This is a genomic window from Mesonia sp. K4-1 (assembly GCF_008017825.1).
Lineage (GTDB): Bacteria > Bacteroidota > Bacteroidia > Flavobacteriales > Flavobacteriaceae > Mesonia.
In genome coordinates this window covers 162,160-185,900 of the sequence record NZ_VRLS01000052.1, presented here as the reverse complement: position 1 = coordinate 185,900, position 23,741 = coordinate 162,160, and the positions used below count along the sequence as shown (strand labels likewise).

Genomic DNA, 23,741 nt, shown 5'->3' with positions numbered 1-23,741 from the left:
CTTATCAACTACTAAACTTATTAAACTATGACAACAACGAATGAAATTACTCCTTCCGTAAAGGAAGAAAAAAATGATATTTTAACCGTTATTATTGCTTCTTCTGCGGGAACTTTAATCGAATGGTATGATATGTTTTTAGCCATTATTATGGCAAGTACATTATCAGTTAACTTTTTTGCAGCCGATGGTTCTCATTTTCTAGAAACCTTAGCTGTTGTTGCTTCTTCTTTTATGATCAGACCTATAGGATCGTTAATATTTGGAAGTATAGGAGATAGAATTGGTAGAAAATACTCTTTTTTACTTTCCTTAATTATTATGGGAGCTTCTACTTTTTTAATAGGTTGTATTCCCTCTTTTGCTAGCATTGGTTGGGCAGCACCAATTTTATTATTAGTATTTAGACTTTTACAAGGTCTTGCTATTAGTGGAGAATATGCAGGTGCGGTTATCTATGTGGCAGAACACGCACCTAAAAATAGAAGAGGATTTTATACAGGATTTATCCAAGCAACTGTGCCTTTAGGTTTATTAATTTGTTTGTTAGTAGTGTATTTAGTGCAAAGCTCTATGAGTGCTGAAGACTTTATTAGTTACGGATGGCGTATTCCATTTTTATTAAGTTCTGTTTTAGTAGTCTTAAGTTATTTTGCAAGAAAGAAGTTACATGAAAGTCCAGTTTTTGAAGAGTTAAAAAAACAAGGAAAAACAAGTAAATCTCCAGTAAAAGATGCTTTTAAAGCTAAAGGAAACATTGCATTAATATTCAAAGCTATTTTTGGAGGTAATGCAGCACAAAGTACCGTGATGCAAACCAGTTTATTTGTAACACTTTTCTTTTTACAACGAGCAGTTTTATTGCCAGAAACCACCGTTTTATTAATTACTACAGTCGTTACGTTTTGTAGTGCTTATTTCTACCAATATTTTGGACATTTAAGTGATAAAATAGGAAGGAAAAAAGTGCTTCTAGGAGGATTAATCGCTAGTTTAATCCTTATACCTACGGCCTTCTATTTATTTATGGAAATAGGAAACCCTGATGGTCTTACTGAAATTCATGAAATTAACGCCAGTGCAACCCTTCAATTAATGGGAATTAGTTTTTTACTATCGGTAGCAGGAGCTGCAACTTACGGACCTTTAGGAGCGTTTATGTTAGAGTTATTCCCTACCAATATTCGTTATACCAGTATGGGATTTGCCCAAAATATGGGTAACGGCTTGGTAGGTGGAGCTACTACTTTTGTAACCGAACTTATTAAAACTTCATTTATCGTAAGTGCAGTCATGGCGCCTTATATAGGATTAATTTATCCCTTGGCAATTGTAGTTATTGCTATAATAGTAAATGCTTTCTTTGTTCCGGAAACTTATCAACGCGATCTTACTGATGATTCTATAAGCGACGATTAACGAATTTGCCCCCTTTAAGTCAAAAAGCACCTTCTAATGAAGGTGCTTTTTTATTGAATTAATGCACCCTAATTTGATAAGGATACATTTCATAAACAGCGTTGTCTTCGTTTATTGTATTTCCTAAATTCTTGTTTTCTTTGGCCTCTATAACAAGAGATTTAATTTCTTCTTGAGAATACTTATCTATATGAGACATAGCAAAAGCTTTATAAATCATAGGTTCAGTAAACTTAGGGTATTTTTCTAAAGACTTATTAAACTGTGTTATCGCTTTCTCCCATTTTTGTTGTTCATACAAAGAGATTCCATAATAAAACAAGTCAAGATGGTGATAGCCATCTTCGCCCCATTGTGATACTTGTTCTTCTATGTCTTTAGTGAAGATTTTTTCAGCTTTTTCAAATTCATTTAATTGCAAGTAAGAAAGCGCGATGTGAAAGTTGTAGGTATGATCCATTACAAAAGAATTCCCTTCTATTGATTTAATTTTTTCAAAATCTGCTATAGCACTTTTATAGGTTTTTGCGAAAATACATTTTATAAATCCGCGATAAGCGAGCCATTTTTTTTCATCATATTTTACAGCCTTATCAAGAAAAACCATACCCGCTTCATATTTACGAGCTTTAAATAAAGGCATGGCTTTTTGTTGCCATAGATAAGCTATGGTCGAGTCTTTCTCTAGCCCTTTATCTAAGCATTCTTGCCATTTATTCATCTCAAAGCTATAGCTGTAATTTTTAGCGCAATTATTTAAATACTCGTCAATAATTTTTTCTTGATTTTCCTTATCGGAAGTTTGAGCAGAAGCCGGTTTTGTATCACATGAGAATAGGCTTATTAGGATAAGGCTAGGACAAATGATAATGAATAGAAATATTCTAAACCGTTCTTTCAAATTACTGATATTTAGTTTCTTAAAAAACATATAATTAGATATTAAAAAAGTTAATCTACGTTAAGTTGATGATAATGCAGTGTTAATTGTCATTTAAGGATGCTTTACAAATAGTAAATTAGATAAAAATTAACCTAAAAACTTATAACTATGGAATTTAAAAAAGAAATAGCTAATAATCTTAATCAATTATTAGAAAAGAATTACGACGCAGAAAAAGGATATAAAGATGCTGCAGACAAGGTGCAAAATACACGTATGAAGCAGTTTTTAGAAGAACAAGCTCAATTGCGTTATGATTTTGGACACCAGATTAAATCTGAAATTAAAGCTTTTGACGGAGAAGTAGACAAAGGAGGAAGTGTAAAAGGTAGTATGCACAGAGCTTGGATGGATCTTAAATCTGCTGTTTCTAGCGACAAAGAGGAAAATGTAATGGAAGAAGTTCAGCGAGGGGAGCAAAGCGCTATCGAAGAATACAATGAAGTAATTAATAAGTCAAATCTACCTGCAACGACTAAAGATGTTTTGACTCAGCAAAGAGATAAAATTCAGCAAGCACAACAAAGTGCAAAGAACTGGGAAATTGTTTCTTAAGCTAAAATGATTATCTTTAAACCCGCTTTAATGCGGGTTTTTTTATGCTTTTTATTTCAGGAAAATATATTCTAGCAAAAGGATTTAGAGGTTTAGCACTGTTTCCTTTTATATTTATAAAGAGAGATTCACTTCGTCAAGATAAAGTGTTTGTCAATCACGAACGCATACATTTACAACAACAAAAAGAACTTTTACTATTGCCGTTTTTGCTGTGGTACGGTTTAGAATATCTTATAAAACTTTTGCATTATAGAAACAGGAGAGAAGCCTATTTAAATATTTCTTTTGAGCGTGAAGCTTATCAAAATGAGAAAAACTTAAACTATTTAAGTAACCAAAGAAAGCTTTGGGCATTTACCAAATACCTATAAAAAAAACCGACTCGAAAGTCGGTTTTTTAATTACTTAGTTTTATTTGGAGGATATTTCTCCATGATTTTCATGACAATCTCATTAATTCGTTCAATTTTAGCCTCTCGGTCTTGCGATAAAACGCCAGTTCCCATGCCTTGCCAAACCAACTCTTTCTTTTGGGCATCGATTAAATCTATATACAAAGTCCCTTCTGTAGAGGTGCTCACCGTTTCTCTTCCTGCTCCTCTCCAGTAATACGGTGTCCATCCCCAACCGTAACCGTAACCAAAATTGTTTCGGTAAATATCAACATTCGTATTGGTTTTAGTGAAAATGCTAATCAACATATCAGGATTGCTAGACTTAGCAAAACCTTGTTTGGTCAATTCAGTTTCAATAGCTCTTAAAATTCTTTTTTTATCAAGATCAGATATTTCTGCTTTATCAATTCCTGGTTTGTAAAAAGCAAAAGATTGATATTGATTAAAATCTAGGGCATCATCATAATCTGTAGCTACTTTTACACTGCTGCATGAGGTCACAAGCAACATTATTGAAGCTAAAATGGGAATTAAAAGTTGAGATCTTTTCATAATCATTTGTTTTTAGGGCGTTCGGGCGGGCTTTCGCTAGTCGCTTTTTGGTGAAAAACCAAAAGAGCTTCAACAAACCGCTCAATCCCTAACGCAAATTAATCATCTAATAATGCCGAATCTACTTTATGAGGTAAAGTAACTTTTAAATTAGGTTCAATTTCCATAGCTCTTTTAATAGCAAAAATGGCTTCGTCGTTACGAGCCCAAGAACGCCTAGAAATACCATTATTAACGTCCCAAAAAAGCATAGATTTTAAACGTCTATCGGCTTCTCTACTACCATCAAGTACCATACCAAAACCACCATTCATCACTTCGCCCCAGCCAACGCCACCACCATTGTGTATACTTACCCAAGTAGCGCCTCTAAAGCTATCACCTATTACATTTTGTATCGCCATATCTGCTGTAAACTGACTTCCATCATAAATATTAGAGGTTTCACGGTAAGGGGAATCTGTTCCCGAAACATCGTGATGATCTCGGCCTAATACTACGTAGCCTATTTCTCCCTTATCAATAGCATTATTAAAAGCTTCAGCTATTTTCATTCTTCCTTCCGCATCAGCGTAAAGAATACGAGCTTGAGAACCTACCACGAGCTTATTTTCTTGAGCGCCTTTTATCCAGGTGATATTATCCTGCATCTGCTGCTGAATTTCTTTTGGAGCTTTTTGTTTTAACTCTTCTAAAACCTGAGTAGCAATTTTATCGGTTTTTGCTAAATCTTCGGCTTTTCCTGAAGCGCAAACCCATCTAAACGGACCAAAACCATAATCGAAACACATAGGTCCCATAATGTCTTGTACATAACTTGGGTATTTAAAATCTTTACGATTTTCTGCAAAAATATCGGCTCCAGCTCTAGAAGATTCTAACAAAAAAGCATTCCCATAATCAAAAAAGTAGGTGCCTTTAGCGGTATGTTTATTTATAGCTTCTACTTGACGTATCAAACTTTTTTGAACTGCAGCCTTAAATTTTTCAGGTTGGTTAGCCATCAATTCATTAGACTCTTCATAAGTCAAACCAACGGGATAGTAACCACCAGCCCAAGGGTTGTGTAAAGAAGTTTGGTCACTTCCTAAGTCGATATGAATATTTTCTTCATCAAATTTTTCCCATACTTCTACGATATTTCCATCGTAGCCTATAGAAACAGTTTCTTTATTTTTTTTAGCTTCTCTAACACGCTGAGCAAGTTGATCTAAATCGCTAATAACCTCTTTTACCCAACCTTGTGAATGACGAGTTTGGGTAGCTTTAGGATTAATTTCGGCGCAGACCGTAACACAACCAGCAATATCTCCTGCTTTAGGTTGAGCTCCACTCATCCCACCAAGACCTGAGGTAACAAAAAGTCCGCCTTTAGGTTCCTTTTTTATTTTTCTAAATCCGTTAAGGACAGTGATAGTAGTGCCGTGAACAATTCCTTGCGGACCGATATACATATAACTTCCTGCAGTCATTTGACCATATTGAGTCACACCTAAAGCGTTGAATTTCTCCCAATCATCAGGCTGAGAATAGTTAGGAATCATCATGCCATTCGTAACTACAACTCTTGGAGCATCTTTGTGAGAAGGAAATAAACCCATAGGATGACCGCTATAAACTACTAAAGTTTGTTCATCGGTCATTTCAGCTAAATACTTCATCACTAATGTGTATTGTGCCCAGTTTTGAAAAACAGCTCCGTTTCCTCCATAGGTGATCAATTCATGAGGGTGTTGAGCCACAGCGTGATCCAAATTATTTTGAATCATAAGCATGATCGCTTTGGCTTGTTCACTCTTTCCAGGATACTCTTCAATAGGACGAGCATATATTTTATAATCTGGGAGAAAGCGATACATATAAATTCTTCCGTAAGTATTAAGTTCTTCTTTAAACTCTGGGAGTAAAGTGTCGTGATGTTGAGGCTCAAAATAGCGTAATGCGTTTTGGAGAGCTAATTTTTTTTCTTCAGCCGAAAGTATGTCTTTGCGCTTTGGAGCGTGATTAATTGAGGTATCGTATTCTTTTTTTTGCGGTAATTCGTTAGGAATACCTTGTAATATAGTTTGTTTAAAATCTAACATCTTGATTTTCGATTTGATGAGTTGAATGATTAATTTTCGGTGAAAATTAATTCACTAAGGATAACGAATGTCAACACGATGTCGACGGGTAGAAATAGCAATTTTAAATTGTAGTACTAAATGTTTCATTCGCTAGTTTTTAAAACTATCTGTTTTTTTATCATAACCGTAAGGACAATGTCTGCAACCACTTTTACAACAATAACCACGTTTTAAATGGTACTGCTCGGTAAAACATTTATATCCTTCTGGAGTTAGATAGTAATCTCCTTCTTCTAGGGGTATTCTTTTACTCATATAGTTCCCAAAAATAAGCAATAAATTTTGGAAATATGGAAATAAAAAAACCTTCCTAAAGAGGGAAGGTTTGATGTAATTAATTGAAAACTTTTACTTATTTAAGAGTTGCTGTACTTGCTGTTCTAGTTTAGCAATTCTTTCTTCTTGGCTTTCGATGGTCTCTTGTTGTTCTTGCATCGCCTTGGTAAGAATTGGGATGATCTGAATATAATTGACCATTAACAAATTTAATTTCTTCTCTTCAGGATCTTTTCCTTCTTCAAAATTTGTGTCGGTTAAGTAAGGAACAACTTTTTCGTTTACCAAGTTAGGCAAAACTTCCTGTAGTTCTTGGGCTAAAAAGCCGTATTCTAAATCTTCATTTAAGCCTAATCCTTTATACTCTTCTATTTTAAAATTATATTGAACTGGGTTTAAACTTTTAATCTTGGTCAATGCAGAAGTTATTTTAGAAATATCCTTTTTTAATTTTTTATCAGAAACGTTTTGCAGTTGGCCAGTATAACCTAATCCGTTTTGAAATAAGCCCCCGAATCCACTATCGGCACCCCCATTATTGTTTCTGGTACCGAAGACCCCGACTCCTTGCCAAGAACTTGTAAATGATCTTACGCCATAATTTAAGCCAGTTGTAGCATAATTTATTCCAAATATAGCTCTGCCTGTTGTTCCATTGCTCTGAGCCCAAATACCATATCCTTGTCCAGTGCCTGTATGTTCAGCGAGAACCCCACGGTCATTTTCACTTCTTCCTAGCACGCCTATACCATCGTCAGAATCTTCGCCATGTACACCAATACCATTTGTAGTATAACCTGTAATTGCATCACTAAAAGTCCCGCTCGCTTGAACAAAGAATAGATCATCTGATTCGGGATTGTTATTAGCATTTATCGAAACTTGACCATTTGATTGAAAGGTCGCACGTAACGTGTTATTTGTTCTTATACGTAAGTCTCGTGAGTTAGTAGTACCTAAAAAGTTGTTATTTTCATTAATGCCTGAATTACCAGTGATACTCCAATCCTCTCTAACATCACTTTGTACTACATTTCCATTTGTATCTACCCCCAGTAATTTAGCAGGATTATTATCATTATGGTTAGTGCTGCCATAGTCACTAAAGGTTAATGAGTTATCGTTATTTAAAACCATAGTTGTTGTAACGTCATTAACATCACTAGCATTTCCTCCTGTGGCAAAAATAAGACCAGAACTTGCTTGGTCTCCCATGTAAATTGAGGCATCGTAAAAACTACCACTATTTCTAAATGCTAAACCTGTGGTTTCGCTATTATTTGTTCGTCTTAATATAAACGCGTTTCTTCCTGTAATACCAGATAACTCTAAAGTGTTTACTCCTTGACTAATTACTCTGTTTTCGGGTAAACTGCCGTCGGTAGTATAAATGTTATCAATGTTTCCGCTATTAATTCTTATCCATTGGTTAGTTTCCCAATAATAAAAGCCTGGGCTAACACCATTATTTCCGTTAGTAGTATTAATATTATATACTAAAGTTGAATTAGATAAAGAATTATTTTGAGTCTCTGGATTTAATATAGGACTTGCAATATTTATTGCCGTAAGTTCTACTCTGGGTATTAAAACCCCATATTCAGTAGAGAATATGTCAAGTTGACCATTTGGTGTTGTTGTATTAATACCAACTTGTGCATTTAATCTAAAAATAAAAATAAAGAACAGTAAGGGTAGAATTTTAAAATTCATAATTTTGAAGCTTAAATTACATTAGTATCTTTTTTAATCAAATACATAACGTAATTTCTTTTTAGGGGGTTTGTCATTTAAAAATGCGAGGATATTATTAAGTAAATCGACATGAAAAAAAAACTTTAAAAATCAGATTAAAAATCATTTAGTTAGATTAATTGATTTTTTATGGGTGTTGAAAAAACATATTTAAGATTTCTTTATGATAAAAAAAAGCTTTATTTCCGACAATGATTTCATTTTTAAAGATGAAAGATTTGGTCTTGATCTCTATTTAAAACGAGAAGACTTAATACATCCTTTAGTGTCAGGGAATAAATTTAGAAAGCTAAAATATAACCTTCAGCAAGCAAAAGAACAAAGCAAGAAAACAATACTTACTTTTGGAGGAGCTTTTTCTAACCATATTTTGGCTACTTCCGCAGCAGCGAAATTAAATGATTTAAATTCTATTGGAATTATTAGAGGAGAGGAATTGGGAGGAGAGAACTTAGAAAAAACACTTTCTGAAAATGAAACTTTAAGAAATGCCAAAGCAATGGGAATGCAACTGCATTTTATTGATAGGGAGTCTTATCGAGATAAAGAAAATACTTTATTTATTGAGCGCTTAAAAAATAAGTTTGGAGACTTCTATTTAGTTCCTGAAGGTGGAACAAACAACTTTGCAATTAAGGGTTGCGAAGAAATTTTAACTAAAGAAGATGAAAATTTTGATGTCATCTGTTGCCCAGTAGGAACGGGAGGAACCATAGCTGGAATTATTAACTCTTCTTCTGATCATCAAAAAATCTTAGGCTTTTCTGCACTCAAAGGGGATTTCTTAAAAGAGGAAGTAGCCAGTCACGTAAAAAAAAATAACTGGGAGATTATAATAGATTATCATTTTGGTGGTTATGCTAAGGTAGATAAGGGTTTAATAGATTTTATAAATAAGTTTAAGTCTGAATATAATGTACTTTTAGACCCTATTTACACAGGGAAAATGATGTATGGTATTTTGGATATGATTGAAAAAGGTGAATTTTCTAAAAATACACGTATTTTAGCGGTTCATACAGGAGGTTTACAAGGAATTTCTGGAATAAATAAAAAATTGGTACGTAAAAATTTACCACAAATTATTAGTTAAGCATGAAAGGAAAAATTCTTATTTTATTGTTATCAGCGGGTCTTATCGTAAGTTCGTGTGGAAGTAAAAAGAATGTCGTTAAATCTAATAAAGATAAGAGAGAGAAAGTTATCATTACGAATGAAAATTCGAATTATAATCACAATGAGAATGATAAAGCTGTAACTCCCAACTCCAATACTACTCCAGTAGATTCTTCAGAAAAAACTAAAGAAAACACAGTACCCGTTTTTGAAGATAATAATGAGCGTTACATTTATAATTATGCTCAAATAGCAAAAGATGAAATGTCTCTTTACGGAATTCCGGCAAGTATAACCATTGCGCAAGGAATACTAGAGTCTAGCGCAGGAAGAGGAGAACTTACTTTAAAGTCTAACAATCATTTCGGTATAAAATGTAATGGTTGGGAAGGAGAGAAGGTATATCATGATGACGATACCTACCAAGAATGTTTTAGAAAATATAAAGATCCTAAATATAGCTTTAGAGATCACTCTTTATTTTTAAAAGATAGAAGAAGATACTCTTCACTTTTTAATCTTAAAAAAGATGATTATAAAGGATGGGCGTATGGCCTTAAAAAGGCTGGATATGCCACAGATCCTCGTTATCCTGCAAAACTTATTAGTATTATAGAAAGATACCAATTGCAACGTTTTGATGACGAAGTTTTAGGAAATGGTAGTAGAGAAGGCAACCCTTCTAAAGAAACCAAAGTAGATTACACAAGTATTCGTTACACTGTAAAAAAAGGAGATACCTTATATAGCATTTCACAACGTTATAATCTTACTGTAGAAGAATTAAAATCTATCAATAAATTAAAAAGTGATGGTTTATCAATAGGCCAAAAACTTTATGTAAAAACACTTTAAAAGAAATACACTTTATGTTGTATCAAAGAAGCAGTCAACTTTTTCAAGAAGCAAAAAAATATATTCCGGGTGGAGTAAATTCACCAGTAAGAGCCTTTAGTGCGGTAGGAGGAGATCCTATTTTTATTAAAGAAGCAAAGGGAGCTTACATCTATGATGAAGACGGACGAGAATACATAGACTACATCAATTCTTGGGGACCTATGATTTTGGGTCACGCTCACCAACCTGTAATTGATGCTATTATTGAAAAAACTAAAAAAGGTACTTCTTTTGGAACTCCCACCGAAATAGAAACTCAAATCGCCAAGCTAGCCACTACAATGGTTCCCAATATAGACCAAATTAGAATGGTGAATAGCGGGACAGAAGCTTGTATGAGTGCAGTTAGATTGGCAAGAGGTTTTACGGGGAAAGATAAAATTATCAAATTCGCAGGTTGCTACCACGGTCACAGCGATTCTTTTCTTATTCAGGCTGGGAGCGGAGCGGTTACTTTTGGTACACCTAATAGTCCTGGAGTTACTAAAGGGACTGCAAAAGATACTTTACTCGCTCAATTCAATAACTTGTTGAGTGTAGAAGAGTTAATTGCCGCCAATAAAAACGAGATTGCTTGTATCATTTTAGAGCCAGTTGCTGGTAATATGGGGTGTATTCCTCCACAAGAAGGCTTTTTAGAAGGACTCCGTGAATTGTGTGATGAGCATGAGATCTTGCTTATTTTTGATGAGGTAATGACTGGTTTCCGTCAAGCGGAAGGAGGAGCACAACAGCGACTAAATGTAAATACAGATATTGTAGCATTTGGTAAAGTTATAGGAGGCGGACTTCCAGTAGGAGCTTTTGCCGCCCGAAAAGAAATTATGGATTATCTAGCGCCTATCGGTCCGGTGTATCAGGCAGGAACCCTTAGCGGAAATCCTTTAGCGATGGCAGCAGGTTTGGCAATGCTTACCGAACTTCACAACAATCCTGAAATCTTTAAAAGTATCGATGAGAAAACCGTTTACCTTAAAGAAGGTTTAGATAAAGTACTAACGAAAAACGGAGTTGCATTTACGATTAATCAAATAGGGTCGATGATCTCTGTTCATTTTTCAGAAACCCCTGTGGTAGATTTTGAAAGTGCCGCTTTAGGAAATAATGAATACTTCAAGAAATTCTTCCACGGAATGTTAGAAGAAGGTATTTACATTGCTCCAAGTGCTTTTGAAACCTGGTTTATATCTGAAGCTTTATCATACACAGATCTTGATAAAACTATCGCTGCGGCAGATAAAATTACCGCTACGTGGTAGGTTTATAATTCCGTAAAGACTTTTAAAAACCTCCTAACTATTTTTATTCTAAAATAGTTAGGAGGTTTTTTATTCATGGAAAATGTTCCTCTGTAAATTTTGAAATTTCAGTATCATACTTCTGAAGTATGGGGAGCGTCATTGAGGTGGTTACTTGAAATATCTATTAATTAAAAACTCTCAAGTAGAGCAGGGGTGTATTTTAATGGAGTTAAATGTTATAAATGCTTATTAATCTCTAACAACTCCTCCAGATAATCCCTCTTATTGGAAAGCCTAGGGATTTTATGCTGTCCGCCAAGTTTATTGTTTTGCTTAGACCACGTATAGAACAATTGTTCTTTAGCGATATGTACTTTAAGCATATTAAGAGTCACGTTATTTTTTCTTTTAGCTTCGTAGTCGCTATTAAGGGTTTGCAAAGTTTCATCTAAGCAACGTTCAAAATGGTGAAGATTTTCAGGCGGAGTTTTAAACTCAATAATCCATTCGTGGGCGCCTTTATTTTTGCCTTCCATAAAAATAGGTCCAGCCGTATAATCTACAATTTCGCAGGCGGTTAATTTAGTTGCTTTTTTTAGCGCTTGTTCTGCATTTTCGATAATGAGTTCCTCTCCAAAAACATTAATATGGTGTTTGGTTCTCCCCGTAACTTTTACTCTGTAAGGGTAAGTAGAGGTAAATCTAACTGTGTCTCCTATTTTATAACGCCATAAACCCGCATTGGTAGTAATGATAATCGCGTAATTAACACCAATTTCTACTTCGCTTAACGGAATTACTTTTTCTTCTAAAGAACCATAGCTGTCCATCGGGATAAACTCATAGAAAATACCGTAGTCTAACATGAGTAAAAGCTCTTTGCTATCATTCCTATCTTGTACGGCAAAAAAACCTTCTGATGCATTGTAGGTCTCGTAATATTTAAAATTAGGCTTAGAAATTAAATTATGATATTGTTCTTGATAAGGTTCAAAACTTACACCGCCATGAAAATAGACTTCCAAATCTGGCCACACCTCTTGTAAACTTGCTTTTTGGGTGTATTGCATCACATTGTTAAGAAGCACCAACATCCAAGAAGGAACTCCAGCTAAACTGGTGACATTCTCTTGAATAGTACTTTTAACAACGGCTTGCATTTTGGCTTCAAAATCACTCATCAATGATATTTCGTTGTTGGGCGTAGAGCTGTATGTAGCCCAAAATGGCATATTGTCAATAAGAATAGCCGATAAATCTCCGAATACCGTTCCGTTTTCTCTGTATAATTCTTTACTTCCGCCTAAGCGTAAACTCTTTCCTGTAAACAGTTGAGAGTTCTCATTGTTATTTAAATAAAGGCATAGCAAATCTTTACTCGCAGCATAATGACAGTCTTCTAAAGACTCTGGACTTACAGGTATAAATTTGCTTTTAGCATTGGTGGTTCCGCTAGATTTTGCAAACCACTTTATAGGAGTGGGCCAAAATATGTTGTTTTCACCTCGACGACTTCTTTCTATTAAGGGTTCTATATCTTCATAAGATTGAACAGGTACTCTTTCCTTAAATGTAGTGTAATTGCGTATGCTAGCGAAATCGTGTTTTTGTCCAATAAGTGTGTGTTTTGATTTTTCGATTAACTGATGCAAAATCTCACTTTGAACTTCATGTGGATATTTTATGAATAGCTCCATTTGATGGATTCTTTTCTTTAAGAACCAGGAAGCAATTGAATTTACAATAGGAATTGGCATTAATCGTGTATATTTAAACCTTTATTGAAAGTTATAAAAATAAAACTTAAAAGTTGATAGAATCACTTTCTTAGTAAAAATAAAAAAAATATGCTATTTGAAGGAGTACTAAAAAAAATGCCTACCGAATTAAAAGAGAAAGTTCAATACTACTTAGTATTTGAGAACGATTTTCTTCACCTAAATCAAATTTTAGATCAAAAAATAAGTTTATCATTCTTAAAATTTCAATGTCTTAATTGTGGTAAAGACAAGAAAATTTTTAGACAGGGATTTTGTTATGACTGTTTTTATGAAATCCCACAGGCAGGAGATTGGATTATGAAACCAGAACTCAGCACGGCTCATTTAGATAAAGAAGACAGAGATCTAGAATATGAAAAAAGAGTTCAGCTTCAGCCACATATTGTTTATTTAGCAAATTCTAGTAATGTAAAAGTGGGGGTAACCAGAAAGACTCAAGTTCCTACACGTTGGATAGATCAAGGAGCTCACGAAGCTTTAGAAATTTTAGAAGTTCCTAATCGATACCTTGCCGGAATTGCCGAAGTAGCTCTTAAAGATCATATAGCCGATAAAACCAATTGGCGAACCATGCTTAAAAATGAAATTGAGGATGTAAACTTAGAAGAAACTAGAAATAAATTGGTAGAGTTTTTACCCGAAGAAGTTGAGTCTTATATCTTAAAAAATAACAAAGAAACAGAAATTAATTTTCCTGTTTTATCTTACCCAACGAAGCTTAAAAGTTTAAACCTTCAAAAGAAGTTAGATTATAGCGGCGTGCTTAAAGGGGTTAAAGGGCAATATTTAATCTTTGAAGATAATACCGTATTTAATATACGTAGCAATGAAGGGCTTTATGTGAGATTAGAGATAAACTAATTTGCTAATGAGTACAAATAGAAAAAGGTTCGATAAAATTTATCGAACCTTTTTTATATTATAAATAAGCGAAAGCCTATTATATATCTTCTTGATCTCTTAAATGCTGAATATAAGAAGCTTTTTGAATTTGTCTTCTTTTCTCCACAGATGGTTTTGTGAAATGTTTGTTATCTCTTAATTTCTGAAGCGTTTTAGTATCACGATACTTTCTTTTTAAACGTTTTAAAGCACGCTCTATCTTTTCACCGTCTTTTACTTTTACAATTAGCATATAGTGTTTTTTTAATATTAAATTTTATAATGATACTTCAAGTATCGCGTCCAATAATTGAAAACAAATAGTTTTGCAAAAAAATTGAGGTGCAAAGATATAAATAAATATCTATAAATGAAGTAAAAATGAATTATTTACGAAATTATCCTAAATAATTTCTCAAGATTTTATTTTTCGATGAATCTTTTAGTTTTCGTATCCCTTTCTCTCGTATCTGTCTAACGCGTTCTCTAGTAAGACCAAAGGTTTCTCCAATTTCTTCCAAACTCATAGCTTGGTGATTTCCTAAGCCATAAAATAATTTAATTACATCTGCTTCACGTGTAGATAAAGTATCTAAAGCTCTGGTAATTTCTATAGTTAAAGAATCATGCATTAAAGATTGGTCTGGGTTGGGCGAATCTCCGCTATTCACAACATCATATAAGCTAGAGGTTTCTCCTTCTCTTAAAGGAGCATCCATAGATAAATGCCTTCCAGAGTTTTTTAAAGATTGTCTTACGACACTAATACTCAAATCTAATTCTTTAGCAATCTCTTCAGCTGTCGGTGGTCTTTGATTGGTTTGCTCTAAATGAGAGAAAGCTTTATTGATCTTGTTAATAGAACCGATTTTATTCAGCGGTAAGCGAACAATTCTACTTTGTTCTGCTAAAGCTTGTAATATAGATTGACGTATCCACCAAACGGCATAAGATATAAATTTAAAACCTCTAGTTTCGTCAAACCTCTTAGCAGCTTTAACCAAACCTACATTACCTTCATTAATTAAATCGGGTAAGGTAAGCCCTTGATTTTGATATTGTTTGGCAACTGAAACCACAAAACGAAGATTTGCTGTAGTTAGTTTGTCTAAAGCTATTTGATCTCCTTCTCTAATTTTTTGAGCCAGTTCTACTTCTTCTTCAGCAGTAATCAAATCTACTTTACCAATATCTTGCAAGTACTTGTCTAAAGAAACCGATTCTCTATTGGTTACTTGCTTGGTAATTTTTAGTTGTCTCATATAGTAAAACTGTTTTTTATGTAAGTTAGCAAAAAAGCGCTAACCAAGGGTTTTATTTTTTATCTTTTCCTTTTCCAAAAAGATCTTTAAGGACATTGCCTGCGGCTTCTTTAATTTTATCCTCTTTATCTTTTGGTTGTGTTGTGGTTGTATCTTTAGTAGTCGTATTTGTTGTCTCTTCTTTACCACCACCCAATAAATCTTTTATTTTATCTTTAGTTTTGTCTATTGCTTTATCTTTTTGAGTAGCAATAATTTGCTGTGTTAACTCTTGTACAGCTTGTTTAGTATTTACATTTACGTTAGGACTAGTAAAAGTTCCGCTTAAGCCAATAGGTAGGGCTACGGTCATAGTCTCTAGGTCTGATGCACTTAATTTTGCGATTTCTCCACCAACACTAGAACCAAGATATTTAGCAGGAACATCTAATGATAAGGTATAATCCATTACATTTTCAAAACTGTGTGAACCTCCAGCAGTAATATTTATTCCTTTAATATTAAAATCAAAAGGTTTTACGTTGACTTTACCATCACTAAAGGATAAATTGGTTTGTAGGTTCTTTAAATCTAAATTATCTAAATTGATGAAATCTAACCTTCCGTCGAGTTTAGCTAATAAAGGTGTTTTTTCAGAATTTACTTTTGCATCTAAAATTTGAGCAAAAGCATCTCCTGCTAAACTTGCGATGATGGGTGTAAAGTCATTATTTAAATTCCCCTTAAGGTTAATCGTAGTATTTAAATCTCCTTGAAGGGCTTTAGCTAGAGGAGCCATAGTTTGTATAATTTCTAATCCGTTAAAAGATTGTACAATGTCTATACTCTTCAATCCAAGATTCATATCAAAAGTTGGAGTAGTATTTTTAGTAGATACATTCCCGCTAATTCCTATATTTCCTCCAAAAATATTAGAAGTTACATTTTCTAATTTTGCGGTTTCATCTTTAATAATAACCGCTCCTTTTACGTTAGTTAAGGTAAGATCGTCATATAAAACCTTGTTAGCGGTGAAGTCTAATCGGGCATCCAAGAAAGAAGGGATTTTTATAGCCTCTTCTTTGCTGGTAGAACTAACTTTATTTTCTTGAGTTGTTTCGGTTTTTGCTTCCGCGGAAGCGACCATGAAATCGTTTAATGAAAAAGTATTAGACTGGACATTAAATCTACCTTTTAAATCTTGATCTGAAAATAAGTATCCCATTAGATTTTCTAAAGACCCCGAAATATTAGCATCGGTTTGTCCAGATTTTATCTGCATCTCTTCTAAAGCAACTTTTGTGGTGTTAAAATTAAGGCTGGCTTTAGCAATATTTACATCATTAGGAATCTCGGGAGAGACGTATTTAAAATTGGTGATACTGGCTTTACCGTTACTTTTTACATTTTGATATTGTTCTCTTTCAATAGAGTTCATATCAAAGTTAGTAGTGAAATTAGCTTTAAGAATACCGTTTAAATCCATCTCTAAATCGATAGGGTAAGCTTTTTTAAGATTGGCAAGGTTTAAAGTCCCATTCACGGCAAGGTTAACCAACATATTTTCGGTAAGGTTTTTAAAATTTCCTTTAGCAGAAAATACATCTTGATCTATTTGAAAATTAAGCTGATCTAAGTTTAGGTAGGTGTCTTCAACAAGGCCTGTTTCATTTTTAAGAACAGCATCTAATTTTATATTCTCTACACGTTTAGGTAATTCTGCGTATTTAAAAGAAGCGTTATCACTTTTTACCGAAATATCTAATTGAGGAATATGAGTTTCATCTACAATACCTTTAATACTTCCGTTAAGCATAAAATCTCCTGTGGTTTCAACACCGTCTAGATTTTTAGCATAGGTTTCTGGTATTACCGCCAAGAAATTTTTAAAGTCTGATGATGGAGTTTTAAACGTTAAATCTATCTCGTCATTATTCTCGTTAACTTTCACAAATCCATTAAAGGTTAATGGCAATTGATTGATGTAAGCTTCGTTTTCTAAGAAAGTATATTTTTGGTTTTCTAAATCGAGTTCAAAGTCGGCATCTAATTTTAACTTGTGACCTTTAAGGTAATTGATGCTGTCTAACTCAAAAGAGATAATTCCTTCTGAAGTAGTTTCTAGTTTTGTTGTTGCCGCAGAAAAATCTCCTGTTCCTTCATGATTAAACTCAGAAATTTTTAAAAACGTTTTGGTTTTTTCGTCTAAATAGTTAATTCTGGTGTTGTTAATCTCATAGTGCTGAACATCTAAAGAAAGTCCGCCAGTGCTAGCAGTATCTTGAGTAGAAGTTGGGGGAGTTTTTTTAGCAATATCGTAATTAGCATTCCCCAAAGAATCTACCTTTATATTTACATAAGCCGTATTTAAAATAAGCTCATTAATACTTAAAGGTTCATCACCGCTTTTAAACAGTTGAGGAATATCCATGCTTAATTTAATTTCTTCTCCAGAAGCCAATGTATCTCCTGCAAAAGGTTCTTTATTAATAACGCTAAGGTTTTTTAAAGTTACTAAAGCATCGGGAAAGCTTTTATATAGGCTTAAATCTAGCTCTTCCCAGCTTACAGTAGCATTTATATTATTGTTGATCGATTTTTTTATTGCTTTTTCAATTGGCCCTTTAAAAAGAATAGGAGCCAAGAAAATAAGGATGATTAAAACCCCGAGTACAATTCCGATTATTTTTAATGATTTTTTCATAATTACTCTATGCTTAATTCTTGAGTTGATTTTAAGTTAAATTTCTTTCTAAAAATATATACTGCTAGGTACAAAAAAGGAGTGTCTAGTAATGCTATTAATACTTTAAATAAAAAGCCGCTTAATAGTAAAACACCAAACAAATCCCATTCAATTTCATTAAAACTACATAGCAATAGTAGTACCACAAAGGTATCTACAAATTGAGACAAAAACGTAGAAAAATTGTTACGTAACCATAAATGTTTCCCTTGGGTTAATTTCTTCCAAAAATGGTACAATTGTATGTCTACCAATTGAGCTAATAAATAAGCCATCATCGATGCCATTACAGCAATTGCGGTAGAACCAAACACCGTATTAAATAAGTTGTCATCTATAGGTGACCAGGCTGTAGCAGGTACTTGTGCGGCTACGTAAATAATAAATAATGAAAATACAGAAGCGAAAATTCCTGCAATGACAACTTGGTTAGCTTTTTTCTTTCCGTAAATTTCACTTATAAGATCGGTGATAAGAAACGTAATAGGATAGGGCAAAATACCTACAGATATTTCAAAACGATGAATACCGAAAAAATCCCAATAGAAAAATTTTTTAAATATTAAGTTAGAAACCACTAAAGCCGATATAAATAGTGCCCCCAAAATAAAGTACACTTTATAGGCCAATAACTTTTTGCTCCCTTTCAATTAAACTAAATTTGTTAATATCTCTAAACGGCAAATTTAGGAGTATGTAAATTTGTTTTGCTTAATTTGCTGTGAAATTGTAGAACCCATTCTGTTAAATTTTTGAAAAAATCCACACTAACATACATTGCTTTAGGAAGTAATCAAGGAGATAGACATCAATACTTACAATTAGCAGTAGATGCAATTCAAGAAAGAATTGGAGATGTCGTACAGATTTCTTCCATTTATGAAACTGCGGCATTTGGTTTTGAAGGTCAAGATTTTTTTAATGCTTGCCTAGCTGTAAAAACTAGATTTTCGGCTAAAAAGGTTCTTCAACATCTATTAGATATCGAAAATTTGTACGGGAGGCAGCGTTCCATTAATGGCTATCAAAATAGGACATTAGATTTAGATATTCTTCTTTACGGAAATGAGTTGATAAGCGAAAAAGATTTAGAAATTCCTCACGCTCATTTGCATCAACGAGATTTTGTTCTTTTTCCCTTAACGGAAATAGCAGCAGAAACGATTCATCCTCAATCTCAAAAAAGCATTCAACAATTAAAAGGTGAATTGTCCGCAAGTCAAATTAAAATTTCTTCTGAAAAACTGAAAGTAAAAACTCTAAATCTTAACCATTATAAATATATAGCTATAGAAGGCAATATAGGAGCTGGTAAGACGAGTTTAGCCACTATGATTGCTGAAGACTATCAGGCAAAACTTATTTGCGAGCGGTTTAAAGACAATCCCTTTTTACCTAAATTTTATAAAGATCAACACCGTTATGCTTTTCCTTTAGAAATGTCTTTTTTAGCAGATCGCTACCAGCAATTGCTCGATGATATTTCACAGTACGATTTGTTTAGTGATTTTATGGTGGGCGATTACGATATTTATAAATCCCTCATTTTTGCTAAAGTAACCTTGCAACAAGAAGAGTTTAATCTTTATAAAAAGCTTTTTGATATTATGTATAAAGATTTGGCAAAGCCAGATTTATACGTGTATCTCTACCAAAACACAGAGCGTTTATTAGAGAATATAAAAAAGCGAGGTAGAAGTTACGAACAAAAAATTCCTGCAGATTACTTAGAAAATATTAATAAAGGCTATCTAAATTTTATAAAAAACCAGCAACATCTTAATGTAAAAGTCATTGATATTTCTCACTTAGATTTTGTAGAACACCGAGAGGATTATTTAAAAATTTTGGAAGAGATTCAAGAATAAACTAACTTTAAATGTAAAATTTTAAAGATGAGTTACGGATCGGGTCACGTTTTTGATATGATTAATCGCATGAAGCAAAATAGAGCTTTGCGTGGTTCTAATCGTCAAAAATTTAAAAAGAATAGCAGTCATTTATATAAAACTCAAAAAAGCGAAAGCCCATTTTTAAAAAAATATTCTAAAGAAAAAATAGAACAAGTAAGGTCTGAGATTAAAAATAAAGCTAACAAAGTAAATAAAAAACAGGAGATAGTGTTTTGGTCATTTATAACTTTCGGGGTTATATTTATTATCTTATTCTTGATTTATTTTTAGAAATTTACTTATGCATTTTCGCAAATAGATCCCAAATGACTACACCGGCACTTACCGATATGTTTAAAGAATGTTTACTCCCGTATTGCGGAATTTCAATAACATAATCACTCGCTGAAACGACACTTTGCTGTACTCCTTTTACTTCATTCCCAAAAACAATAGCATAGGTTTCATCGTTTTTAGGAGAAAAATCATTTAGCATTACAGCATCTTCAGCCTGTTCGATGCTCAAAATTTTCACTCCTTTTTCACGGAGTTCTTTGATCACGTCTTCGGTGTTTTCTTGATGCTCCCACACCACAGTATCGGTGGCGCCTAAAGCGGTTTTTTGAATGTCTTTATGAGGTGGGGTGGCGGTAATTCCGCAAAGAAAAATTTTTTCAATCAAAAAAGCATCGGCAGTTCTAAAAACAGATCCTATATTATTAAGGCTTCTAATATTGTCTAAGATAACGATTAATGGAGTTTTTTTAGCTTCTTTAAAATCTTCAATAGATTTTCTGTCAAGCTCGCTGTTTTTTAATTTTCTATTTTTCATAACTGCGAAAATAATGAAAACTTATAAACAGGAAAGCATTTTACGTCTTCTGTGAAACATAGAATTCTTATTTTTACTTCTTGATTAAAAAAGAAAAATTTTGACTGCAAAAAAAGCTCCCAAAGTAACGCCATTAATGAAACAATATAACGCCATTAAGGCTAAATATCCCGATGCGATGTTGTTGTTTCGGGTGGGCGATTTTTATGAAACCTTTGGGGAAGATGCTATTAAAGCAGCGAGAATTTTGAATATTGTACTTACCAATAGAAATAACGGTGGCGAAAAACTCGAATTGGCTGGCTTTCCCCATCATTCTTTAAATAATTATTTGCCTAAACTGGTAAAAGCTGGGCAGCGGGTAGCAATTTGCGATCAACTAGAAGATCCTAAACAAACCAAAAAAATTGTAAAACGAGGGGTAACCGAATTGGTAACTCCTGGCGTTTCGTTGAACGATGAGGTGTTACAGAGTAAAAGCAATAACTTTTTGGCTGCAGTACAATTTGGAAAAAAACTTTACGGAATTTCATTCTTAGACGTTTCTACAGGAGAGTTTTTAACTGCTCAAGGTGATGCAGAACATATTGATAAGCTTTTACAGAATTTTCAACCTAGTGAAGTTTTAATTCCGAAAAAGAATAGAAAAAACTTTACGGAATTATGGGGAGAGAATTTTCATACCTTTTATCTCGAAGATTGGATTTTTCAACCCGATTATGCAGATGAGACGCTAACCAACCATTTTCAAACGAAAAACTTAAAAGGTTTTGGTGTAGATCGATTACCCGAAGGGATTATAGCCTCTGGTGCAGTTTTGCATTATTTAGCCGAAACTCAGCATAAACAATTGCAACACATTTCTTCCTTATCGAGAATTGCCGAAGAAGAGTATGTGTGGATGGATAGGTTTACCATTCGCAATCTAGAACTTTATCAAGGAAACGCTTTACAGGCGGTGACGCTTTTAGATGTGATAGATAAAACACTTTCTGCTATGGGAGGAAGGTTGTTAAAACGTTGGTTGGCACTTCCGTTAAAGAATAAAGAAAAGATTGAAGCAAGGCATGCAGTGGTGAAATATTTTATTAAAAATCCGCAGCAGCGAAAAGAAATACAGGAACATATAAATAAAATTGGAGATTTAGAGCGTTTAATTTCTAAGGTCGCCACTCAAAAAATAAGTCCGCGAGAAGTTGTTCAGTTAAAAAAATCATTAGATGCGATTCTTCCTATTAAGGAACTTTCCGCATCGAGCGAAGCAGAAGCTTTGCAGGTTATTTCAGAAAATTTACACAGTTGTGATTTGCTTCGTAAAAAGATAGAAGAGTCTTTACACGAGGAAGCTCCCGTAAATATTAATAAAGGAAATGCGATTGCAACAGGATTTTCTCAAGAGCTGGACGAGCTGCGACAATTGGCATTTTCTGGGAAAGATTATTTAGATAAGATGCTTGCGCGTGAGGTGGAAGCGACAGGAATTACGAGTTTAAAGATAGCTAGTAATAATGTTTTTGGGTATTATATAGAAGTACGAAACGCTCACAAAGACAAAGTACCCGAAAGTTGGGTGAGAAAACAAACCCTAGTGAATGCCGAACGTTACATTACCGAAGAGCTAAAAGAATACGAATCCAAAATTTTAGGAGCCGAAGAGAAAATTTATGCTTTAGAGCAAGAGATATTTCATAAAATGGTGCTTTGGATGGCCGATTATATAGAGGTGATTCAAAAAAATGCTTCTCTTGTAGCGCGTTTGGACTGCTTGCAAAGTTTTGCACAATTGGCATTAGAAGAAAACTACTGTGAACCTACGATAAATATGGGGCACGATTTATACATTGAAGAAGGGAGGCATCCTGTAATTGAAAAACAATTGCCAGCGGGTGAGTTGTATGTTTCTAATAATGTAAGTTTAGATAGAGCCGAGCAGCAAATTATCATGATTACTGGTCCTAATATGAGTGGTAAGTCGGCTATCTTAAGGCAAACAGCATTAATTGTATTGTTAGCTCAAATGGGTAGTTTTGTGCCAGCAAAAGCGGCCGAAATAGGTTTAGTAGATAAAATTTTTACCAGAGTGGGAGCAAGTGACAATATTTCACTGGGAGAATCTACTTTTATGGTAGAAATGAACGAAACCGCCAATATTCTTAATAACTTATCGGAAAGAAGCTTAATACTGCTCGATGAGATAGGGAGAGGAACAAGTACTTATGACGGTATTTCGATTGCTTGGGCGATAAGCGAATATTTACACGAACACCCTTCTAAAGCAAAAACTCTATTTGCAACCCATTATCACGAATTAAATGAAATGACACAAACGTTTACACGGATTAAAAATTATAACGTTTCTGTAAAAGAATTAAAAGATAATGTGTTGTTTTTAAGAAAACTCACTCCGGGTGGCAGCGAACATAGTTTTGGAATTCATGTGGCTAAGATGGCAGGTATGCCTCAACAGGTATTACACAGAGCAAATAAGATATTGAAAAAGCTTGAAAAGTCTCATGGAGAAGAAGGTTTAAGTAATCAAGTAAAAAAAGCTACAGAAAAAGAACCTCAACTAAGTTTTTTTAAATTAGATGATCCTTTATTAGAAGAAATAAAAGAAGATATATTACATATTGATATTGATACACTTACGCCAGTGGAGGCGTTGATGAAATTAAATGAAATTAAGAGAATGCTAGGGGTGCAGCAGTCTAAAACAGAAAAAAAATAAATTTTCTTTCGATTTTTCTTTGAAAAGCTAAAAAAAGGATTAAATTTGCATCCGCAATCACGATTGCACGTTCATTTACAGATTACGCGAAAATAGCTCAGTTGGTAGAGCGCCACCTTGCCAAGGTGGAGGTCGCGGGTTCGAATCCCGTTTTTCGCTCAGAGTCTACTAGTTATTTATATACTTTATAAAAACATATTGGCTCGGGTGGTGGAATTGGTAGACACGTTGGACTTAAAATCCAATGAACATTAGTTCGTACGGGTTCAAGTCCCGTCCCGAGTACTCAAAGCCTTGTTAATCTTTTGATTTTCAAGGCTTTTTTGGTTTTTTAGAATTAATCGAGTAGTTTTATGTTGTA

Annotated in this window: 21 protein-coding genes and 2 tRNA genes; 12 read left to right on the top strand and 11 right to left on the bottom strand. The window is 33.8% G+C overall.

The window, feature by feature from the left end:
- Positions 1-27: 27 nt before the first annotated feature.
- Positions 28-1,419: an MFS transporter gene (locus FT986_RS08970; protein WP_147864740.1), complete on the top strand. Its 1,392-nt coding sequence runs from the start codon at positions 28-30 to the stop codon at positions 1,417-1,419.
- A 58-nt stretch (positions 1,420-1,477) separates the two neighbouring features.
- On the opposite strand, the gene FT986_RS08965 is transcribed toward FT986_RS08970, so the two are convergent.
- Positions 1,478-2,350, bottom strand: coding sequence for a tetratricopeptide repeat protein (locus FT986_RS08965; RefSeq protein WP_147864739.1), 873 nt, complete (start codon positions 2,348-2,350; stop codon positions 1,478-1,480).
- Positions 2,351-2,470: 120 nt separating this feature from the next.
- Between FT986_RS08965 and FT986_RS08960 the strand changes: the two genes are divergently transcribed.
- Complete coding sequence (locus FT986_RS08960) at positions 2,471-2,917, top strand: PA2169 family four-helix-bundle protein (protein WP_147864738.1); 447 nt, start codon at positions 2,471-2,473, stop codon at positions 2,915-2,917.
- 44 nt (positions 2,918-2,961) lie between these two features.
- Positions 2,962-3,291, top strand: a complete 330-nt coding sequence (locus FT986_RS08955; protein WP_147864737.1) for a hypothetical protein — start codon at positions 2,962-2,964, stop codon at positions 3,289-3,291.
- A 30-nt stretch (positions 3,292-3,321) separates the two neighbouring features.
- Here FT986_RS08955 and FT986_RS08950 read toward each other — a convergent pair whose 3' ends face one another.
- The 4 genes from FT986_RS08950 to FT986_RS08940 form a co-directional block, all read right to left on the bottom strand.
- Complete coding sequence (locus FT986_RS08950) at positions 3,322-3,867, bottom strand: DUF4136 domain-containing protein (protein ID WP_147864736.1); 546 nt, start codon at positions 3,865-3,867, stop codon at positions 3,322-3,324.
- Positions 3,868-3,965: 98 nt separating this feature from the next.
- Entirely contained in the window at positions 3,966-5,951 is a 1,986-nt protein-coding gene (locus FT986_RS08945; RefSeq protein ID WP_147864735.1) for a urocanate hydratase, read from the bottom strand.
- Between the two features lie 132 nt (positions 5,952-6,083).
- Entirely contained in the window at positions 6,084-6,248 is a 165-nt protein-coding gene (locus FT986_RS15925) for a DUF5522 domain-containing protein (RefSeq protein WP_187248596.1), read from the bottom strand.
- A 93-nt stretch (positions 6,249-6,341) separates the two neighbouring features.
- Positions 6,342-7,982 carry a tail fiber domain-containing protein gene (locus FT986_RS08940; protein WP_147864734.1) on the bottom strand — a complete coding sequence of 547 codons (1,641 nt, stop codon included), beginning with the start codon at positions 7,980-7,982 and terminating at the stop codon, positions 6,342-6,344.
- Positions 7,983-8,187: 205 nt separating this feature from the next.
- Here FT986_RS08940 and FT986_RS08935 point away from each other — a divergent pair, with 205 nt between their 5' ends.
- From FT986_RS08935 to hemL, 3 genes are read left to right on the top strand one after another with little or no spacing between them, the layout of a single operon-like run.
- Positions 8,188-9,117 carry a 1-aminocyclopropane-1-carboxylate deaminase/D-cysteine desulfhydrase gene (locus FT986_RS08935; protein ID WP_147864733.1) on the top strand — a complete coding sequence of 310 codons (930 nt, stop codon included), beginning with the start codon at positions 8,188-8,190 and terminating at the stop codon, positions 9,115-9,117.
- A gap of 2 nt (positions 9,118-9,119) precedes the next feature.
- The gene (locus FT986_RS08930; RefSeq protein ID WP_147864732.1) at positions 9,120-9,995 is read left to right on the top strand and encodes a glucosaminidase domain-containing protein; all 876 of its coding nucleotides are present in this window, start codon (positions 9,120-9,122) and stop codon (positions 9,993-9,995) included.
- A 14-nt stretch (positions 9,996-10,009) separates the two neighbouring features.
- On the top strand, positions 10,010-11,296 hold the full coding sequence (gene hemL, locus FT986_RS08925) for a glutamate-1-semialdehyde 2,1-aminomutase (RefSeq protein ID WP_147864731.1): 1,287 nt from the start codon (positions 10,010-10,012) through the stop codon (positions 11,294-11,296).
- A 218-nt stretch (positions 11,297-11,514) separates the two neighbouring features.
- Here the strand turns inward: hemL and FT986_RS08920 are convergent, their stop codons facing one another.
- On the bottom strand, positions 11,515-13,035 hold the full coding sequence (locus FT986_RS08920; protein WP_147864730.1) for a GH3 auxin-responsive promoter family protein: 1,521 nt from the start codon (positions 13,033-13,035) through the stop codon (positions 11,515-11,517).
- Between the two features lie 90 nt (positions 13,036-13,125).
- Here FT986_RS08920 and FT986_RS08915 point away from each other — a divergent pair, with 90 nt between their 5' ends.
- The gene (locus FT986_RS08915; protein WP_147864729.1) at positions 13,126-13,920 is read left to right on the top strand and encodes a DUF2797 domain-containing protein; all 795 of its coding nucleotides are present in this window, start codon (positions 13,126-13,128) and stop codon (positions 13,918-13,920) included.
- A gap of 79 nt (positions 13,921-13,999) precedes the next feature.
- On the opposite strand, the gene rpsU is transcribed toward FT986_RS08915, so the two are convergent.
- The 4 genes from rpsU to FT986_RS08895 form a co-directional block, all read right to left on the bottom strand.
- The gene (gene rpsU, locus FT986_RS08910; RefSeq protein WP_111540495.1) at positions 14,000-14,194 is read right to left on the bottom strand and encodes a 30S ribosomal protein S21; all 195 of its coding nucleotides are present in this window, start codon (positions 14,192-14,194) and stop codon (positions 14,000-14,002) included.
- 145 nt (positions 14,195-14,339) lie between these two features.
- Positions 14,340-15,203: an RNA polymerase sigma factor RpoD/SigA gene (locus FT986_RS08905; protein ID WP_111540494.1), complete on the bottom strand. Its 864-nt coding sequence runs from the start codon at positions 15,201-15,203 to the stop codon at positions 14,340-14,342.
- A gap of 52 nt (positions 15,204-15,255) precedes the next feature.
- The gene (locus FT986_RS08900; RefSeq protein ID WP_147864728.1) at positions 15,256-17,886 is read right to left on the bottom strand and encodes an AsmA-like C-terminal region-containing protein; all 2,631 of its coding nucleotides are present in this window, start codon (positions 17,884-17,886) and stop codon (positions 15,256-15,258) included.
- 2 nt (positions 17,887-17,888) lie between these two features.
- On the bottom strand, positions 17,889-18,578 hold the full coding sequence (locus tag FT986_RS08895) for a queuosine precursor transporter (protein ID WP_147864727.1): 690 nt from the start codon (positions 18,576-18,578) through the stop codon (positions 17,889-17,891).
- A gap of 102 nt (positions 18,579-18,680) precedes the next feature.
- On the opposite strand from FT986_RS08895, the gene folK reads away from it, so the two are divergent.
- Both folK and FT986_RS08885 read left to right on the top strand, forming a co-directional pair.
- Positions 18,681-19,796 (top strand): 2-amino-4-hydroxy-6-hydroxymethyldihydropteridine diphosphokinase, encoded by a 1,116-nt coding sequence (gene folK, locus FT986_RS08890; RefSeq protein WP_147864726.1) that lies wholly within the window; start codon positions 18,681-18,683, stop codon positions 19,794-19,796.
- Between the two features lie 69 nt (positions 19,797-19,865).
- Positions 19,866-20,111: a hypothetical protein gene (locus FT986_RS08885; protein ID WP_147864725.1), complete on the top strand. Its 246-nt coding sequence runs from the start codon at positions 19,866-19,868 to the stop codon at positions 20,109-20,111.
- Positions 20,112-20,115: 4 nt separating this feature from the next.
- Here FT986_RS08885 and FT986_RS08880 read toward each other — a convergent pair whose 3' ends face one another.
- Entirely contained in the window at positions 20,116-20,652 is a 537-nt protein-coding gene (locus FT986_RS08880) for an RNA methyltransferase (protein ID WP_147864724.1), read from the bottom strand.
- A 100-nt stretch (positions 20,653-20,752) separates the two neighbouring features.
- On the opposite strand from FT986_RS08880, the gene mutS reads away from it, so the two are divergent.
- The 3 genes from mutS to FT986_RS08865 all read left to right on the top strand — a co-directional run bounded on the left by mutS (position 20,753) and on the right by FT986_RS08865 (position 23,665).
- The gene (mutS, locus tag FT986_RS08875) at positions 20,753-23,380 is read left to right on the top strand and encodes a DNA mismatch repair protein MutS (RefSeq protein ID WP_370451158.1); all 2,628 of its coding nucleotides are present in this window, start codon (positions 20,753-20,755) and stop codon (positions 23,378-23,380) included.
- Between the two features lie 86 nt (positions 23,381-23,466).
- Positions 23,467-23,539 (top strand) — tRNA-Gly (locus FT986_RS08870).
- 42 nt (positions 23,540-23,581) lie between these two features.
- A tRNA-Leu gene (locus FT986_RS08865) sits at positions 23,582-23,665 on the top strand.
- Positions 23,666-23,741 lie beyond the last annotated feature (76 nt).

Coding starts and splice junctions, on each gene's coding strand:
- FT986_RS08970 (WP_147864740.1), top strand. CDS start 28: ATGACAACAACGAATGAAATTACTCCTTCCGTAAAGGAAGAAAAAAAT.
- FT986_RS08965 (WP_147864739.1), bottom strand. CDS start 2,350: ATGTTTTTTAAGAAACTAAATATCAGTAATTTGAAAGAACGGTTTAGA.
- FT986_RS08960 (WP_147864738.1), top strand. CDS start 2,471: ATGGAATTTAAAAAAGAAATAGCTAATAATCTTAATCAATTATTAGAA.
- FT986_RS08955 (WP_147864737.1), top strand. CDS start 2,962: ATGCTTTTTATTTCAGGAAAATATATTCTAGCAAAAGGATTTAGAGGT.
- FT986_RS08950 (WP_147864736.1), bottom strand. CDS start 3,867: ATGAAAAGATCTCAACTTTTAATTCCCATTTTAGCTTCAATAATGTTG.
- FT986_RS08945 (WP_147864735.1), bottom strand. CDS start 5,951: ATGTTAGATTTTAAACAAACTATATTACAAGGTATTCCTAACGAATTA.
- FT986_RS15925 (WP_187248596.1), bottom strand. CDS start 6,248: ATGAGTAAAAGAATACCCCTAGAAGAAGGAGATTACTATCTAACTCCA.
- FT986_RS08940 (WP_147864734.1), bottom strand. CDS start 7,982: ATGAATTTTAAAATTCTACCCTTACTGTTCTTTATTTTTATTTTTAGA.
- FT986_RS08935 (WP_147864733.1), top strand. CDS start 8,188: ATGATAAAAAAAAGCTTTATTTCCGACAATGATTTCATTTTTAAAGAT.
- FT986_RS08930 (WP_147864732.1), top strand. CDS start 9,120: ATGAAAGGAAAAATTCTTATTTTATTGTTATCAGCGGGTCTTATCGTA.
- hemL (WP_147864731.1), top strand. CDS start 10,010: ATGTTGTATCAAAGAAGCAGTCAACTTTTTCAAGAAGCAAAAAAATAT.
- FT986_RS08920 (WP_147864730.1), bottom strand. CDS start 13,035: ATGCCAATTCCTATTGTAAATTCAATTGCTTCCTGGTTCTTAAAGAAA.
- FT986_RS08915 (WP_147864729.1), top strand. CDS start 13,126: ATGCTATTTGAAGGAGTACTAAAAAAAATGCCTACCGAATTAAAAGAG.
- rpsU (WP_111540495.1), bottom strand. CDS start 14,194: ATGCTAATTGTAAAAGTAAAAGACGGTGAAAAGATAGAGCGTGCTTTA.
- FT986_RS08905 (WP_111540494.1), bottom strand. CDS start 15,203: ATGAGACAACTAAAAATTACCAAGCAAGTAACCAATAGAGAATCGGTT.
- FT986_RS08900 (WP_147864728.1), bottom strand. CDS start 17,886: ATGAAAAAATCATTAAAAATAATCGGAATTGTACTCGGGGTTTTAATC.
- FT986_RS08885 (WP_147864725.1), top strand. CDS start 19,866: ATGAAGCAAAATAGAGCTTTGCGTGGTTCTAATCGTCAAAAATTTAAA.
- FT986_RS08880 (WP_147864724.1), bottom strand. CDS start 20,652: ATGAAAAATAGAAAATTAAAAAACAGCGAGCTTGACAGAAAATCTATT.